Origin of the sequence: Bacillus sp. BS3(2021) (assembly GCF_021043345.1) — a bacterium.
Taxonomy (GTDB): domain Bacteria; phylum Bacillota; class Bacilli; order Bacillales; family Bacillaceae; genus Bacillus; species Bacillus paralicheniformis.
Map to the genome: position 1 here is coordinate 295,021 of NZ_JAJNDM010000001.1, position 15,735 is coordinate 310,755.

At 46.2% G+C, this 15,735-nt stretch carries 17 protein-coding genes; 8 read left to right on the plus strand and 9 right to left on the minus strand.

All coding sequences use genetic code 11. From position 1 onward, the window contains the following. The first annotated feature begins 3 nt into the window (after window positions 1–3). From LQ247_RS01405 to licH, 5 genes are all read left to right on the plus strand, one after another. Window positions 4–1,950, plus strand: a complete 1,947-nt coding sequence (locus LQ247_RS01405) for a BglG family transcription antiterminator (RefSeq protein WP_101561328.1) — start codon at window positions 4–6, stop codon at window positions 1,948–1,950. Window positions 1,951–2,076: 126 nt separating this feature from the next. Further along, complete coding sequence (gene licB, locus LQ247_RS01410; RefSeq protein WP_003186297.1) at window positions 2,077–2,382, plus strand: PTS lichenan transporter subunit IIB; 306 nt, start codon at window positions 2,077–2,079, stop codon at window positions 2,380–2,382. A gap of 14 nt (window positions 2,383–2,396) precedes the next feature. Next, window positions 2,397–3,749: a PTS cellobiose transporter subunit IIC gene (gene celB, locus LQ247_RS01415; RefSeq protein ID WP_020453403.1), complete on the plus strand. Its 1,353-nt coding sequence runs from the start codon at window positions 2,397–2,399 to the stop codon at window positions 3,747–3,749. Between the two features lie 15 nt (window positions 3,750–3,764). Further along, the gene (locus tag LQ247_RS01420; protein ID WP_020453402.1) at window positions 3,765–4,094 is read left to right on the plus strand and encodes a PTS lactose/cellobiose transporter subunit IIA; all 330 of its coding nucleotides are present in this window, start codon (window positions 3,765–3,767) and stop codon (window positions 4,092–4,094) included. After that, complete coding sequence (licH, locus tag LQ247_RS01425; protein ID WP_020453401.1) at window positions 4,094–5,422, plus strand: 6-phospho-beta-glucosidase LicH; 1,329 nt, start codon at window positions 4,094–4,096, stop codon at window positions 5,420–5,422. Before LQ247_RS01420 ends, licH begins: the two co-directional genes overlap by 1 nt. A gap of 102 nt (window positions 5,423–5,524) precedes the next feature. Here the strand turns inward: licH and LQ247_RS01430 are convergent, their stop codons facing one another. The 8 genes from LQ247_RS01430 to LQ247_RS01465 form a co-directional block, all read right to left on the minus strand. Beyond that, the gene (locus LQ247_RS01430; RefSeq protein WP_020453400.1) at window positions 5,525–6,787 is read right to left on the minus strand and encodes an MFS transporter; all 1,263 of its coding nucleotides are present in this window, start codon (window positions 6,785–6,787) and stop codon (window positions 5,525–5,527) included. 233 nt (window positions 6,788–7,020) lie between these two features. Next, entirely contained in the window at window positions 7,021–8,112 is a 1,092-nt protein-coding gene (locus tag LQ247_RS01435) for a branched-chain amino acid aminotransferase (RefSeq protein WP_020453399.1), read from the minus strand. A 171-nt stretch (window positions 8,113–8,283) separates the two neighbouring features. Continuing rightward, on the minus strand, window positions 8,284–9,453 hold the full coding sequence (gene dltD, locus LQ247_RS01440; RefSeq protein ID WP_025810589.1) for a D-alanyl-lipoteichoic acid biosynthesis protein DltD: 1,170 nt from the start codon (window positions 9,451–9,453) through the stop codon (window positions 8,284–8,286). Then, window positions 9,453–9,689, minus strand: coding sequence for a D-alanine--poly(phosphoribitol) ligase subunit 2 (gene dltC / locus LQ247_RS01445; RefSeq protein WP_003186284.1), 237 nt, complete (start codon window positions 9,687–9,689; stop codon window positions 9,453–9,455). Before dltC ends, dltD begins: the two co-directional genes overlap by 1 nt. 15 nt (window positions 9,690–9,704) lie before the next feature. After that, entirely contained in the window at window positions 9,705–10,862 is a 1,158-nt protein-coding gene (gene dltB, locus LQ247_RS01450) for a D-alanyl-lipoteichoic acid biosynthesis protein DltB (RefSeq protein WP_023856957.1), read from the minus strand. Continuing rightward, window positions 10,859–12,367 carry a D-alanine--poly(phosphoribitol) ligase subunit DltA gene (gene dltA / locus LQ247_RS01455; RefSeq protein ID WP_023856958.1) on the minus strand — a complete coding sequence of 503 codons (1,509 nt, stop codon included), beginning with the start codon at window positions 12,365–12,367 and terminating at the stop codon, window positions 10,859–10,861. Before dltA ends, dltB begins: the two co-directional genes overlap by 4 nt. A 14-nt stretch (window positions 12,368–12,381) precedes the next feature. Then, a complete protein-coding gene (locus LQ247_RS01460) occupies window positions 12,382–12,531 on the minus strand; it encodes a teichoic acid D-Ala incorporation-associated protein DltX (protein ID WP_023856959.1) in 150 nt (49 codons plus the stop codon). A 243-nt stretch (window positions 12,532–12,774) separates the two neighbouring features. Further along, window positions 12,775–12,858, minus strand: coding sequence for a YjcZ family sporulation protein (locus LQ247_RS01465; protein WP_016885663.1), 84 nt, complete (start codon window positions 12,856–12,858; stop codon window positions 12,775–12,777). Window positions 12,859–13,071: 213 nt separating this feature from the next. Between LQ247_RS01465 and LQ247_RS01470 the strand changes: the two genes are divergently transcribed. Next, window positions 13,072–13,710, plus strand: a complete 639-nt coding sequence (locus tag LQ247_RS01470; protein WP_031305127.1) for a GTP pyrophosphokinase — start codon at window positions 13,072–13,074, stop codon at window positions 13,708–13,710. Here LQ247_RS01470 and LQ247_RS01475 read toward each other — a convergent pair. Continuing rightward, the gene (locus LQ247_RS01475; protein WP_231005490.1) at window positions 13,704–13,910 is read right to left on the minus strand and encodes a Ger(x)C family spore germination C-terminal domain-containing protein; all 207 of its coding nucleotides are present in this window, start codon (window positions 13,908–13,910) and stop codon (window positions 13,704–13,706) included. The two genes, LQ247_RS01470 and LQ247_RS01475, sit on opposite strands and share 7 nt — an antisense overlap. A 241-nt stretch (window positions 13,911–14,151) precedes the next feature. On the opposite strand from LQ247_RS01475, the gene LQ247_RS01480 reads away from it, so the two are divergent. Both LQ247_RS01480 and LQ247_RS01485 read left to right on the plus strand, forming a co-directional pair. Then, complete coding sequence (locus LQ247_RS01480; protein WP_023856963.1) at window positions 14,152–14,337, plus strand: hypothetical protein; 186 nt, start codon at window positions 14,152–14,154, stop codon at window positions 14,335–14,337. After that, the gene (locus tag LQ247_RS01485; RefSeq protein WP_231005492.1) at window positions 14,338–15,699 is read left to right on the plus strand and encodes an MFS transporter; all 1,362 of its coding nucleotides are present in this window, start codon (window positions 14,338–14,340) and stop codon (window positions 15,697–15,699) included. Window positions 15,700–15,735 lie beyond the last annotated feature (36 nt).

Below are 15,735 nucleotides of genomic sequence, written 5' to 3' on the forward strand. Positions count from 1 at the left end.
TCTATGCTCAATGCTCGGCTTAAGCTTATCCTCGGCGAATTGATAGGAGCAGAATCACCGTTAACCAGCACATATTTGGCCAATGAGCTAAATGTGACCTCTCGGACGATCAGGTCAGATGTGAAAGAATTAGACCGGCTTCTCTCCAAAAACGGCGCTGCCGTTCAATCGATCAGAGGTGCAGGCTATCGGCTCTCCATCAAGAATGACCGCCTCTTTCGCCAGCTTCTGCAGCACACATTTCATGAAGAGCTTTCTACTCCCGTTTTTCCGAATGAGCGTATTCTCTATTTATTAAAAAGGCTTCTCTTAACTGAGGAGTATGTCAAACTTGAAGATTTAGCCGGTGAGATGTTTATCAGCAAATCGACGGTCCAAAACGATATGAGAGATGTGAAGAAAAGGCTTAAACCTTACGACATCGAACTGGAGATCAAACCGAATTACGGCTTTAAGCTGAAGGGAGATGAGATGAAGCTGCGATCCTGCATCGCAGAGCACCTTTTTCCAAAGCGGGAAACGGATATTGATATTATGAACACCCAGATATCCATCCTCCCAAAAGAAGAGCTGGCTATGATCCGTCAGACGATTTTAGAAAAAATAAGCGAAGATCACATTTCTCTTTCAGATATCGGACTAAACAACCTTCTCATCCACGTCGCCATTGCATGCAAACGTATTCGAAGCGGCAAACATGTTTCTCTTTATTCCAAAGATGTAAAGGAGATTATGAATCATAAAGAATATGAAGTGGCGAAGGAGATTGTCCGCACTCTTGAACAAAAGCTGCAAGTGGCATTTCCGGATAAAGAAACGGCCTACATCGCTATCCATCTGCTTGGCGCGAAAAGGACGGTTATGGCCTCCATTCGCAGCGATGCAATCGAAAATATGATGGATGAAGAGACAGACCGGCTGACGAAATTGATCATGAAAGCCATCGATCAAAAATTTACCCTTGGCATTGGGAATGACAAAGAATTAAAAATCGGTCTCGGTCTTCACCTGAAACCGGCTCTGAATCGCTGCAGATACGGCATGAATATCAGAAATCCGATGCTGGACGCAATTAAAGCCAATTATCCCCTCGCATTTGAAGCCGGGATTCAAGCTGGTGAAGTCATCAAAAAAGAGACGGGATTTGACATTCAGGAAAGCGAGGTCGGCTATCTCGCTCTGCATATCGGCGCAGCCATGGAAAGACGAAACATGAACAGGCCCTCAAAACGCTGCATGATTGTCTGCGCGTCAGGAGCCGGAAGCGCCATGCTGCTTCAAGACAGACTGCGGGCTACATTCGGTTCAAAGCTTGAAATCCTTGGAACAGTTGATTACTACAAGCTGAATCAAATGTCTCTCCATGCACTCGATTTTGTCATCAGCACCATACCGCTGTCCGCTGATCTTCCTATTCCGGTGATTCAAGTTAACGCCATATTGGGAGGGGGAGATTTAACGAAAATAGAACAGGTGCTTGCTGAAGATGACGGAATCGCTTCGACCTATACGAAAAAACAGCTCGTCTTTTTGCAGGAAAGTCTGTCTTCCCGAGAGGAGGTCCTCCGCTTTCTGTGCGGAAAAGTGATGCAATCAGGGCTTGCAGACGCAGGGCTTGAAGCCTCCGTCTTTGAACGGGAGGCCGTTGCGCCCACTTGCTTCGGCAATCTGGTTGCAATTCCGCATCCGATGGCACCAAAAACCGATTCGACTTTTTGGGCGGTTTGTACGCTGCAAAAACCGATAGTCTGGGAGAATAAGAGGGTTCAATTCGTTTTCCTTCTTTGCGTGGAAAAGGACAATACAGCAAATTTGCAAGAGATGTACAAATTTTTGGGCCGTGTTTTAGATGACAGGGTCATTGTCCGGGAGCTTCTGAAATGCAAAACGTACGGGGAGTTTATGTCCGTCTTCAAAAAAAGCAGGCCGGCTCATCGATATGCAAAATGAAGATGTCCCCTTGTCTTTTTTCCTCTTCACTGAGGAAAATCATTAAGTGTATATGAAAACGGTTTCATTGTATGATGGAACTGTAAAAGAGATCATACACGATACGTAAAAGGGGGACATATGAACATGAATATCTTACTAGCTTGCGCTGCAGGAATGTCAACGAGTCTGCTTGTGACGAAAATGGAAAAAAGTGCAGAGGAACAAGGCAAAGACTATAAAATCTGGGCCGTTTCCGGAGGAGAGGTTCAGAATCATATCGATAAAGCCGACGTATTGCTTCTTGGCCCGCAAGTCCGTTACATGCTCCCGCAATTAAAAAAATTAGGAGAATCGAAAGGTGTACCCGTCGATGTCATCAATACGGTCCATTACGGAACTTGTAATGGGGCAGAAGTGTTAAAATCCGCCGAACAGCTTGCCGGCTCTTAAAGGAGGCGGCACAAGTGAATAAGTTTAATGCGTTTTTAGAGGAGAAGGTCATGCCGGTTGCCGGCAGAATTGCCGCCCAGCGCCATTTGCAGGCACTGAGAGACGGTATTATTCTGACCATGCCATTAATCATTATCGGATCGCTGTTTCTCATCTTAGCCAATTTGCCGATTCCGGGATATCCGGAATTCATGGCGGGGATTTTCGGCGAGCAATGGGCTGATAAATTAAGCTACCCGGTTAATGTCAGCTTTGACATTATGGCGTTGATCGCAACGTTCGGCATCGCCTATCGGCTGGCCGAAAAATACGACATTGATGCTCTGTCATCAGGTGCCATTGCCGTAGCAGCTTTTCTGCTTGCGACCCCCTACCAGATTCCGTTCACACCGGAAGGCGCAACAGAGGAAATTTTAGTGTCGGGCGGCATCCCGATTTCATTAATGGGAAGCAAAGGTCTGTTTGTCGGCATGCTGATCGCAATGTTCTCGACTGAGGTTTACCGCTGGGTCGTTCAAAAGGATATTGTCGTCAAAATGCCGGACGGCGTACCGCCGGCTGTCAGCAAATCATTTATCGCTCTGATTCCGGGATTCGCCGTTATCGGCTCGATTTGGGGGGCGCGCCTTTTAATTGAGATGACGCCGTTTGGAAGCCTCCATAATGTCGTCAACGTACTTTTAGGCACACCTCTATCCATCCTTGGAGGCAGTCTCGGCGGAAGCCTTATAGCCGAAACTGTGAAAATGCTGCTGTGGTCCTGCGGCCTTCACGGAGCAAACATTGTCGGCGGAGTGATGTCGCCGATCTGGTACGGTGCGATGGACGAAAACCGTCTCGCTTTCCAAGCCGGTGAAGCGCTCCCAAACATATTTACGACACAGTTTTTTGAGATTTGGGTTAACATCGGCGGAAGCGGCGCCACTTTGGCTTTGGTCATTACGATGTTTGTTAGAGCGCGAAGCAAACAGATGAAACAGCTCGGCAGATTAGCCATCGGTCCCGCTATTTTTAACATCAACGAACCGATTATTTTCGGCATGCCGATCGTCATGAATCCGATGCTGCTGATTCCGTTCATCGTGTCGCCGCTGTTAATGTTAACGGCAACCTATATTGGAATGAGTACAGGTCTTGTCGCAAAGCCGGCAGGGATTGCGGTGCCGTGGACAATGCCGCCCGGCTTTTCCGGATATTTAGCAACAGGAGGGAAAATTTCCGGAGCGGTCATGCAGTTGATTAATTTGTTGATCTCGTTTGTCGTATACTATCCGTTCTTTAGAATGTGGGATCTACAAAAGCTGAGAGAAGAGAGCGAACTGGAGGCCGGAACGGCCGTAAGCGACGGTCAACAGGCCAGTGTATAGAAAAGGGGTGCCAAGATGTCCGAGGAATTGGAACGAACGATATTTCAAATTATCCTTCACGGAGGAAACGGCAGGAGCTTTTGCATGGAAGCGATAGCCGAAGCCAAAAAGGGAGATTTCGCCGCTGCAAAAGAAAAGATCCGGGCGGCTGACGAAGAACTGATCAAGGCGCATCATTTTCAGACAGCTTTGATTCAAAATGAAGCGAAGGGGGCGAAAACCGAACCCTCACTTCTCATGATTCATGCCCAAGATCATTTAATGAATGCGATGACCATGAAAGATTTGGCCGCGGAGATTGTCGAGCTGTATGAAAAAATGAATGTCCACGGAGGTGTCAATTGATGAAAAAAGGATTGAAAATCGTAACAATTGGCGGAGGTTCTAGTTATACGCCCGAGCTTGTCGAGGGATTAATCAAACGGCATGACCAACTTCCGGTCAGCGAGCTCTGGCTCGTCGATATACCGGAAGGGGAAGAAAAACTCAATATCGTCGGCACGCTGGCGAAGCGAATGGTCGAAAAAGCGGGCGTCCCGATCGAAGTCCATCTGACGCTCGACCGCAGGGAGGCTTTAAAAGACGCTGATTTTGTCACGACGCAATTCCGTGTCGGTTTGCTCGAAGCGAGGGCAAAAGATGAACGAATTCCATTAAAATACGGGGTGATCGGACAGGAAACAAATGGACCGGGCGGTCTTTTCAAGGGGCTCCGCACCATTCCGGTCATCCTTGAGATTGCAAAAGACATCGAAGAACTGTGCCCTGACGCGTGGCTTGTCAACTTTACCAACCCGGCAGGCATGGTGACTGAAGCACTGCTCCGCTACTCTAATTTGAAAAAAGTCGTCGGGCTCTGCAATGTGCCGATCGGCATGAAGATGGGGGTTGCAAAAGCGCTTGATGTTGATGAAAGCCGCATAAACATTCAATTTGCCGGATTAAATCATATGGTGTTCGGACTCGACGTTTTCCTGGACGGCGTCAGCGTCAAAGACAAAGTGATCGAAGCGATGGCAGATCCCGAAAATGCGATGACGATGAAAAACATTTCCGGAGAATCGTGGGAACCTGACTTTATCCGGGGGCTCGGCCTGATTCCGTGCGGCTACCACCGCTACTACTACAAAACGCAGGAGATGCTTGAACATGAACTGGAGGCTTCAAAAACGGAAGGGACGCGTGCAGAGGTCGTTCAGCAAGTTGAAAAGGAATTGTTTGAGCTGTATAAAGATCCGGAGCTGGCGATCAAACCGCCCCAGCTTGAAAAGCGCGGCGGCGCATATTACAGTGATGCCGCCTGCAATTTGATCAGCTCGATTTATAATGACAAGCACGATATTCAGCCTGTCAACACGATGAATAACGGAGCGATCGCAAGCATTCCGGATGACTCCGCAGTGGAAGTCAACTGTGTCATGACGAAAAACGGGCCGAAACCGATCGCGGTCGGAGATTTGCCTGTCACCGTGAGGGGCCTTGTCCAGCAAATCAAATCATTCGAACGCGTTGCGGCTGAAGCGGCTGTTACAGGTGATTACAACACCGCGCTTGTCGCCATGACAATCAACCCGCTCGTTCCGTCCGACAAGATTGCGAAACAAATACTGGACGAAATGCTTGAAGCGCATAAAGAGCATCTTCCGCAGTTTTTTAGATCTGTAGAAGCATAGGAATAAAATTGAGGTTCCGGTGTGTCAGCCGGAACCTTTTAATAGATATAGGCGCCGCCGTGTCCGAATGGCCCGGCGAAACAGCGGCCGTCCCATTCATGCCTACATATTTGCGCTTGCTTCTTTTTCTTTGACCAGATCTGACTGCCGGGCTTTGGCAAGCTGAGTGAATATGAGGATGCCGATGCCCGCAATGATTTCGATGAAGCCGCCGATTGCGATCACGCTTCCCGCGCCAAGCGTTTTTGCGGCATATCCGCAGGCAATTGCTCCTAAAGGAAGCGATAGATTTGTGATCATATGGATGACTGCGAACACTTGAGGCTGGTCATCCCCTTCGACAGATGTCTGGATAATCGTGAATTCGGGGACATTGATCGAACTGATGGCTGCTCCGAATGCAAAGGCTGCGAGAAATACGAGCGGCAGGAAAGTATTCAGTCCAGCGATAAAATAAGCCGCACCTTCAAGAATGCCTGCCGTGATGAAAAGGAGTCCGTACCTGTTGATTTTTACTTTTGCAAGGATAAAACCAAGTAAAAATGCTCCTCCTGCCGTCGTAGCCTTCAGCAGCGAGTGGATGAACGGCGTTCCGTTTAAATCCTCTGCAACATATACCGCAGAAAGGGCTTCCCAGGGTGAAGCCGCCAGGTTCATGAAGATGCAGTAAATCGCCAGCGGATATAATATTTTGTGGTTTTTCACCAATGTAAATCCTCTTTTTAATCTCGCAAAATATGTACCTCTTTGAGCAAGAGACTTAGATTGTGATTGATTCCGGATGATGGTGTATTTGATGCAAAGCACGAATAGGCCCGATATGATATAAAAGATAAATGAAAAGACCAAAGTCGTTGCAGGACCGATAAAAGTCAGCAGCACACCGCACAATGTAACGGCTCCCAGCCTGATGATTTCTGAAGAAGACTGGAGAATCGCGTTGGCTTTTTGGATGAGATTTTCGTTCACGATCTGCGGAATCAGCGTAATCGACGCCGGGTTATAAGTCGCACCAGTTGCCGAATGGATGATCATGAGCCCTAAAACAAACCACATCGGTGAAAAGCCGTTTAAGTAGCAAATCGGTATTGTAATGACGACGGCTGCTCTTGTTAAATCCGAAAAATACATCCAGAATTTCAGGGCGCTTCTTTTGACTAAAGGCCCTGTAACCGGCGCCAAAAAGGCTTCGGGGAGGAAAGTGACGGCAAGAAGCAGGGAGGTGCCGATTGCACCTTTTCCGTCAAAAATTAAGAACCATAAAATAGAGTTGAAGGCAAAACAGTCAGCCGAGATTTTGATTAGCCTGGAGATGAAAAGGAACGTGTAATTCTTTTCCCAGACGCTCAATTTTGTTTGATCCATTGTTCAGCGTCCTTTCTTGATTTGCATGTTACATGAGAACGGATAATCTCTCCTTTCTGGTGTGGTTATTGATAATTTTAACATAAAATATATAAAATGGAATCGTTTTGTGCGGGGGATTGACTAGGCGGAATGAAAAAGAGGGGCGAGCGGTGTGGAAACAGAGCCTGCCGCCGGTACATTTCGCGATAAGGGTGCAAGCCCTCTTTTTTGCAAAAGAGAGCTTAAACCGCTTAGCAGGATTGGCTGACTTTATCAACTTCAACTGTCCAGCCGAATGTGTCAGGCAAAGCGCCTTTTTGAATACCGGTGATCGTTTGGTAGAGCCTTTTGGCGATTTCGCCTGTTTGTCCGCTGTTGATCACAAGGCTTTCGTTTTTCCAGATCAGCTCGCCGACCGGGGAAATGACAGCGGCGGTTCCGGTGCCGAACGCTTCTTCAAGCAGACCGTCTTTGTGAGCCTGAACCAGTTCATCAACTGAAATTTTCCTTTCGGTTACGGAAAGTCCCCATTGTTTTAATAGATGAATGACGGAATTTCTCGTAATGCCTTCCAAAATACTTCCGTTTAGAGCCGGAGTGACAATTTCACCGCTGATTTTGAAGAAGATGTTCATGCTGCCTACTTCTTCAATGTATTTCTTTTCTACTCCGTCAAGCCAAAGTACTTGCGAGAAGCCTTTGCTTTCCGCCACTTCCTGAGCCTTCAGGCTCGCCGCGTAGTTGCCGGCCGTTTTCGCATTGCCTGTACCGCCTGCCACAGCACGGACAAATTCGCTTTCAACGGCAATTTTCACAGGGTGGATGCCTTCTTTGTAATAAGATCCGACCGGCGATAAAATGATCAGCATTTTATACATATTGGACGGGGCGACGCCGAGGTACGGTTCCGTTGAAATAATGAACGGACGGATATAAAGGGATGTCCCCTCAGCTTGAGGAATCCACTCTTTGTCGATCTGAACCAGCTGCTTCAGCCCTTCCAGAACGGTGTCAGGGTCAACCCGCGGAATGCAGAGGCGGTCGTTGGATTTATTGAGCCTCTCGACGTTTTTTTCAGGTCTGAACAGAAGAACGCTGCCTTCGCTTGATAAGTAAGCTTTTAACCCTTCAAAAACGGACTGCCCGTAGTGGTAAACCATTGCAGCCGGGTCCATTTCAATCGGCTGATAAGGAACGATTCTTGGATCGTGCCAGCCGTTTTCAGCCGTATAGTCCATGATAAACATGTGGTCGGTAAAGGTCCGGCCGAATTCGAGCCGGTCAGCCTCTGGCTTTTGCTTTTTTGCTGTACTGAGCTGTACGCTGATCGTTTGTTTTGTCATATTCATTCTCCCTGCCGTTTCTAGTCTTTTTCCAAAAAATATTTATCTTCTATTTTAAACCTTCTCTTGATAATCGCAATAGATTTCAGAGAAATTTGTAAAATAGAATTTTTGGAAACTTTAAAAATTTAAATCGGACAAAAAAAGGACTCCCCATGGGGGAATCCTTTTTTATGATGACTTTTTATAAAAGGATTCGATCTCCTGATCGACGTAAACCCAGCCTTTCCAGCCAAGGTGGAGCGTATCTTTCAAGAAGTATGGATCATATTCATGATTCGTTAAATCAGCAACTTGAAAGCCTTCTTGTTCGATTTCTTTTTTAATCTTTTTATAGAAATCTGTCCGGCCTTTTTTAGGGAAGCCGGTATAGTCGTAAAACTTGCCGTGGACCGGAACCGAGATGAACAGCGGTTCTGCGCCGGATTCTTTCAGAACATCCATCATGAGATGGAAATCGTGGAACTCGACTGACTCGGCATAGTTCATCTTTTTATTGTGGCCTTTAAGCTTTTTCAGCTTCGGCTTCAATTTCTTATAAACGCCGTTTGAAATTTTAAACTCATTGTTGCGGGATTCTTTGGCGCCGACCTTTTCGGCCATCTGCTTTAATTCATCCCACGATTTGTTTTTTACATCCTGGGAAATGGTCCGCTTCGGTCCGTTTCCTTCAACCATGGAATAGTAGATGTCCTTTTTCTCCAGAATGCTCCGGTAAGCTTTTGCCGGCGGCGTCAGAAGGGACAGCGCCACTTTGTCCTGATCGAGCTCGGCTTTAAAAAGGGCTGAAAGCAGAGCGTCGTTTGTAACTGCATGAAATTTAAGCATGCGTTTGATGATTTTTTTCTTCAGCTCGGGATCGACATTTTGATTGAACACAAGATCGTATGCCTGCAAAGCCGAGAAGTTCGGCGCAAAGTGGGATTCGTCCGAGCCGTCTTTTTGAAACCACTGCGGAGAAATAATGAAAACGATTTTCTTGCCCTTTAATTGACCAGACTGCGCCGCAAAGTTGATTGCATGAATCAAGGACTGTGAACCGCCTTTCCCGACCAGGTAAGGCGTGAACCCTTGGTTGTTTACTTTAAAATAGTTAGACGGATGAAAGGCATCTAACCGGGACAATTCCGATGATCCGTAAATCGGCAGATATTTCGGATCTTCAAGCGCTTTGCCTTGAAGATACATACCCTGGAACATCATCGGGTTTATTTCTGTAGCTGAAGTTTCGACACGATCTTTAGGAACCAGTTTTGCCAGCCATGCATTTGGAATCAAGATCGCGGTGAAAAAAAGTAAAAATGCCAAGATGATTGGCCCGAATAAAAAACGCTTTTTCATTATCTCAACTCATTCAGCTGCTTTATGATTTGATTTGGCGTGTTCCATGCATCCCGGTCAAACTCTGTAATCGGCACTGTGATGTTAAAGTGGCTTTCGAATGCAAGCAGCAATTCCACCGTGCCGAAGGAATCGAGGATTCCCTCTTCGAAAATATCAATATCCGGATTTTCCTTTACGATATCGTCCTGACATACCTCTGCTAAAACTGAAAGTACTTCTTGATTAAAATCCATTATGAAAATCTCCTTTTAGTGTATTAGTTTCCCTGAGAAAATTAAAAATCCAAAACATACGAAGTGGAAGGTCACCACGACTGAGACGGCTGTCGTCCACTTATTGTTCGGCCACCACTTGTATTTCTTATTCCATTTTTCAAAGAAGTTAAAGCCGACCATGAGCAGCGCGTGATACAGCCCGTAGACGATGTACTGAGGGGCAAGGCCGTGCCAGACACCCATCAGAAGGAACAGCAGCACATATCCGATATTGGAAACAGCCATCCGGTTTGTGATCCATTTTTTCTTCGTCATCCAAAGGACAAAGCGCATGAACACGTAGTCTCTGAACCAGAATGAAAGCGACATATGCCAGCGGTTCCAGAAATCTTTAATATTGCGGCTGATGAACGGCTTATTAAAGTTTTCAGGGGATTTGATTCCCATGATATAGCTGACGCCGACCGCAAAAGCAGTGTATCCGGCAAAATCAAAAAACAGATAAAGGCTGTACGCATACATGTATGCCAATCCATGCGAGATGCTGCCGGAAGTCAAAAACGGCAGTTTCATAATGACATACGTATTAATACAATAGCCGATAATGAATTTATATAAAAAGCCGAGAAAGATTTTATTGATTCCTTTGTAAAGCAGTTCTTCGTATTGCTCCTTCGTCCATACCGTCTGATCGTCTTTTTCAAAACGGCGGTACCTGTCGATCGGACCTGACGAGATGGTCGGGAAAAAGAGAATAAAGTAAAGCAGTCTGCTGATTGGGAGCTGCTTTTTAATGAGACCGTCGCGGGTTTCAATGATGAGCTGAACCCCTTTAAAAGTTAAATACGAGATACCGAGAAATGTTGCCCAGTTGTCAACGGCGAAAAACGGCAGCAGCTTTGACAGTGCCAGAGGCAGGATAGAAGCTGCTGCAGCGAGACAAAATACGATGCCGCTGTTCGCTTTGAGACGGTAAGCGATATAGCCTTTGATCAGAACCATCTGCCAAAGCGTAAACAGGCACAGCATGATCAGCCCGTGCAGGCTGTTTGAAAAAATAAGCGCCAGAACCAGAACGGAAACCGCCATGTTATATAAGCGGAAGCTTTTTCCGTTCAGTCCGAGAATGATGGTCGGCGCCAGTAAAATTCCTAATATGATGAAGAAAAGAAATGAACCATAGGGTGTCATACGGTTACCTCTTCTTTTAATCTCTTGCGGTCAATTTTACCGTTTGCTGTCATCGGAATCTCTTTTTGATACATGAATTTTCTCGGAATCATATATGCAGGCAGCTTGCTGCCCAAATCTTTCTTAATCGCGCTGGTTAACTGGTATTCCTTTTCGAAATCGTGTTCGGCAGGCACGATCATGGCGATCAGATACTCGATTTTCTCCTCGCGGTAGTATGGAATAACGACCGCCGACTGCACGTATCGGGACTGATTGATTTGGTATTCGATCTCTTCAAGCTCAATCCGGTAGCCATGCAGTTTGATTTGGAAATCGAGTCTTCCGAGGAAGAACAGCTGGCCGTTTTCTTTGTACCCTGCGTCACCGGTGCGATAAGCAGGGGCGCCGTTGTAAGAGAAAAACGCTTTTTCCGTCAGCGCTTTTTCGCCTAAATAGCCTTTGCTGACGCTGGCTCCGGTAATAATGATCTCGCCTTTTTCCCCTTCTTGGACGGCTTTTCCGTCTTCATCGATGATCACGATCTCGGTTTCCGGCTTTTCAGAACCGACGGGAAGAGAAGAATACTTGTTTAATACGTCGTCTGTTACTTCGATGGAAGTGACGGCAACAGTCGCTTCGGTCGGGCCGTATGTGTTAAAAACACGAGCCTTCGGAAATCTCTCTTTAAGTTGTCTGGCGACTGACGCGGGAAGCGTTTCTCCGCAGAACATAAACAAGCTCAGTTCAGGAAGCAGCTCTTCAGAATAAGACGGATCCATCAAGCACATTTGTGCGAATGAAGGCGTTGATGTCCAGACGTTGACGTTGGATTGTTTCAGCGCTTCAAACAACAGTTTCGGACGGTTAATCATATCTTTCGTAACCGTCCATAATGTGCCTCCGGACTGCAGGCACGGATAAAGGTCCATCACCGATAAATCAAAGGAAAACGGGGCTTGATTTAAGAACACTTGGCCGCTTTCCACCGGAAAGTCATTCGTGATCCAATCTGTGAAGCTCTGAAGATTGGCGGCTGAGATTTGCACGCCTTTTGGATTTCCCGTGCTTCCGGATGTGTAGATAATGTAAAAGGTATCTTCACCGTGAACCCAGCGTCCGGGATCTGTCTCCGGCACCCCGTCTCCTTCAAGAACGCCCGGTTCCACAACGGAAATGAGGGCATCTCCCGTGTCAACCGAAGTGCCTGAGTTATTGAGTATAAGCTCGGCTTTTGAGCTGTTGATGATTTTCAGAATCCGGTCTGCCGGAATCGATACGTCAACTGGAATGTACGGATGGCCGGCTTTCACGCAAGCCAGGAAAGAAACCGCCATGACCGGTTTCATATGTCCGTAGACAATGATCGGAGAAGCCTCTGTTAATGCTTCGCTTTGAATCCGCGCGGCAAGGCGCTCAGATTGTGACCAAAGCTCTCCGTATGTCAGCTTTTCTTCTTCATTCACAAAAGCAAGGGTATCGGGTTGTGTTTGCGCGTATTTTTTAATAGTTTCTATCAGTTTCATTGTTTTTTTCTCCATTAAAAGTCATTATAAATATATGAACCTGTATTTGCTGTGTGGAATCCGTAAATTAAAAACAGCAGTACGAGAATAAGAAAGTAATAGGAAGTGTTGAGCAGCCACTTCATTGTTGTTTTTTCATACAACATTTTTAGCTTATTTAACATTGATCTTTTCCTTTCCGTTATTGAATTGCCTTAACAACAGTATAAGACGAAAATGTTGTATAAAAGTTTCATTTGTGGGAGAGTTTTATTTCTGAGCGTTGTCAGCTCAGAGCCTATCCTATTATAAACATTTTTTGTTATTGTGGAAATAACTTCTTTTTAAATCACAAAAAAACAGGCTCATATGAAAAGCGGAGCGCTTTTCGATATGAACCTGCAGTTTGTCGGAAGTGCGTGAAGGAATTAATACTTTACAAAAGCGGAACCCACAATGATCAGCAAAATAAATAATACAACGATCAAAGCGAAGCTATTAGAGTATGACATATTCTCACCTCCGAAAAGTGGTAATACAGAATATGAATGTTTTATGACTTTTGAAAGGGAAATAAATTTATAAAAGTGGAAAATGATCAACCAGACCACTTTTTGATCTTGCGATTTAAGTCGAAACTTTACCGTGGATGTGCCCGTCTACTAACTGAAAAAACGATATGATGTCATAAGGAGAAAAATATAATGGATATGGCGATAGATAAGATGATAGGACTGCCTGAAGCCCAGATAGAAGATTTAAGAAACCTGATGGAGGACTGGAAGAACGAACTCCTTGTCTATAAATTTGCCTTGGATCAAATGGATACGAAATTTTCGATTATCAGCCAGGAATATAATTTAATCCATGGCCATAACCCGATTGAGCATACGAAATCAAGGGTAAAAAGCTTTGAAAGCCTGATCAACAAGCTTGTGCGGAAGGGCTGCGATATTACCACAAAGGCCGCTAAGGAGCACATCAATGATATCGCAGGTCTCAGAATCGTCTGCTCGTTTTTATCCGATATTTACAATATGGTTGAAGTGCTGAAGGAACACGAAGACATCAAGATTTTAAACATGAAAGACTACATTAAAAATCCGAAGCCGAACGGATACAGGAGTCTCCATCTGATTGTAGAAGTGCCTGTTTACTTGACCAACCGCGTCGAGCACGCCAAGGTGGAGATTCAAATCAGGACGATCGCGATGGATTTCTGGGCGAGCCTCGAACATAAAATCTACTACAAATTGAACAATGAAGTGCCGAACCAGCTCACGGATGAGCTGAAAGAAGCGGCTGACATCGCGAACTATCTGGATGAAAAGATGCTTCATATTCGAACAAAAGCGGATCAATAAAAAGCAGCCGGGCATTTTTTAGCCCGGCTGCTATTTTTTTCTGTCGCTTGACCCGAAGTTGTCAATCCTTGAATATCAACCTCATATGTAATATCGGATTCGGTGAAAATCTCATCCCATTTCCCTTCCGCTTTTCGATTCCAGAATTTCAAGACGTCCGTCCGGTATTCACCCTGCAGTTTGCCGAGCGCGCTCTTCATTCACACTTTCACCTGATCTCCGGCAAGACGCTCGACTTCTTTCCGCTTTTTGTTTTGGAAATCATGGCCCGGCGATGCCTTCGCGTTCTTCTTTTGTGAACTTTTCACTATGCCAGCTTCGTCAAATATGTTTTTCAACTAAAAGAAAAGAGGAAGAACGCTCCTTTGTATCAAAGGTTATGACTGTCATGAATCGAAAAAAGAAAACAAGAAAATGATAAGAGCACGAGGAGGTCTAAAAATGAAATCGGATATTGAAAAACTTGCGGAATGCGGTTTGCAAAACGGAGCGGCAGCGATGATGAACCGGGAGTCGCAACGGCTTGATGCTGCTTTATACGGGACCGTCGGCAATGCTTTCGACCGTGATGCGGGTGCGGAAGGTAAAGCGGACGGAGCTGGCGAAAGGCTGCTTTACCCTAAGTAAATGGCCGGATTGAAAAAGAACCGCGCCCTGTTTTTAACAGCCGTTGCATCAGGGACGATGCTGAATCCGCTCAATTCTTCAATGATTTCTTTGGCGCTGCACAGCATCCAGCATGAGTTTCATCTTTCATTTGCAACCGTATCGTGGCTGATTTCATCTTTTTATTTAGCCAGTGCGGTCGCGCAGCCTGTCACGGGAAAAATCGGCGATTTAATCGGTCGGAAAAAGATGTTTTTGACAGGGCTTGTTCTCGTTGCCGTATCGGCAATCGGCGCTCCTCTCGCACCGGCTTTTTCCGTCTTGCTGATCATGCGTTTGTTTCAATCGATTGGGAGCGGCGCCATTTATCCTTCGGGAGTGGGCCTGATCAGAAGTCACATTCATGAAAAGCGGGCGTCTGCACTAAGTGTGCTGTCCATTTTTTCTTCGGCTATGACCGCTTTTGGACCGACTGTGGGGGGATTTTTAATCGTTCTCGGGGGATGGCCCGCCATTTTCCTTGTGAACTTTCCATTTATTTTGTTCAGCTTTTTGCTGGGGATGTACATGTTTCCGAAAGATGAGAAAAAAGCCGGCTTAAATGTCCGCGCCGTCATCAAGCGGCTTGATCTGACCGGGATTCTTCTGTTTGCGGGCGGAATCGTTCTCCTGCTGGCATTCCTGCTCTCATTGAGCACGGGCGAGCCCCGTTTTGCCGAGGGGATGTTCGGGCTTGTCTTGCTTTTGATGTTTGTTTGGTGGGAGCTGAGAGTGAGCAGCCCGTTTATTGATATCAGACTGTTGATCGCGCGCAGGACGCTAACTTCGGTCTATGCTCAATTTATTATGCTGAACATCTTTAACTACTGTTTGTTTTTTGGACTTCCGAGTTATTTTCAGGATGAAATGCACCTTTCCGTTCAAGCGAGCGGTCTTTTGATGCTGTTCATGTCCGGGACGAGCGTATTGATTTCACCTTTCGTCGGGAAATGGATTGACCGTTCAGGTGAAACGCAGCCTGTTTTCATTGGTTCTTGCATAATGGCGGCCGGCGCCATCCTGCTTACATTGTTTTTTGTCGATGCACCGATGTTGTGGAAAGGCATTATCCTCTCTTTGCTGGGGGTCAGCTACGGACTCGGCAATGTCGCCCTGCAGGCTGCCATGTTTTCGGCAAGTCCGCCGGACATCGTCGGGACCACTTCGGGGCTCTTCCAAACATGCCGCTATCTTGGCTCGATCTTTTCGTCCGTCATTCTGGGTCTGTTGTTTGGAGAAGAAATAACCGCGGGTCATTTTCAGGATCTGGGGGTGGTCATGATTGTGGTTGCCATCGGCAGCGTTTTGATGAGCTTCCGGTTTATTAAGCTGATGAAGGATTGAAAAGAAGCGGTATAAAAAAAAGAGCAGATCAATTCG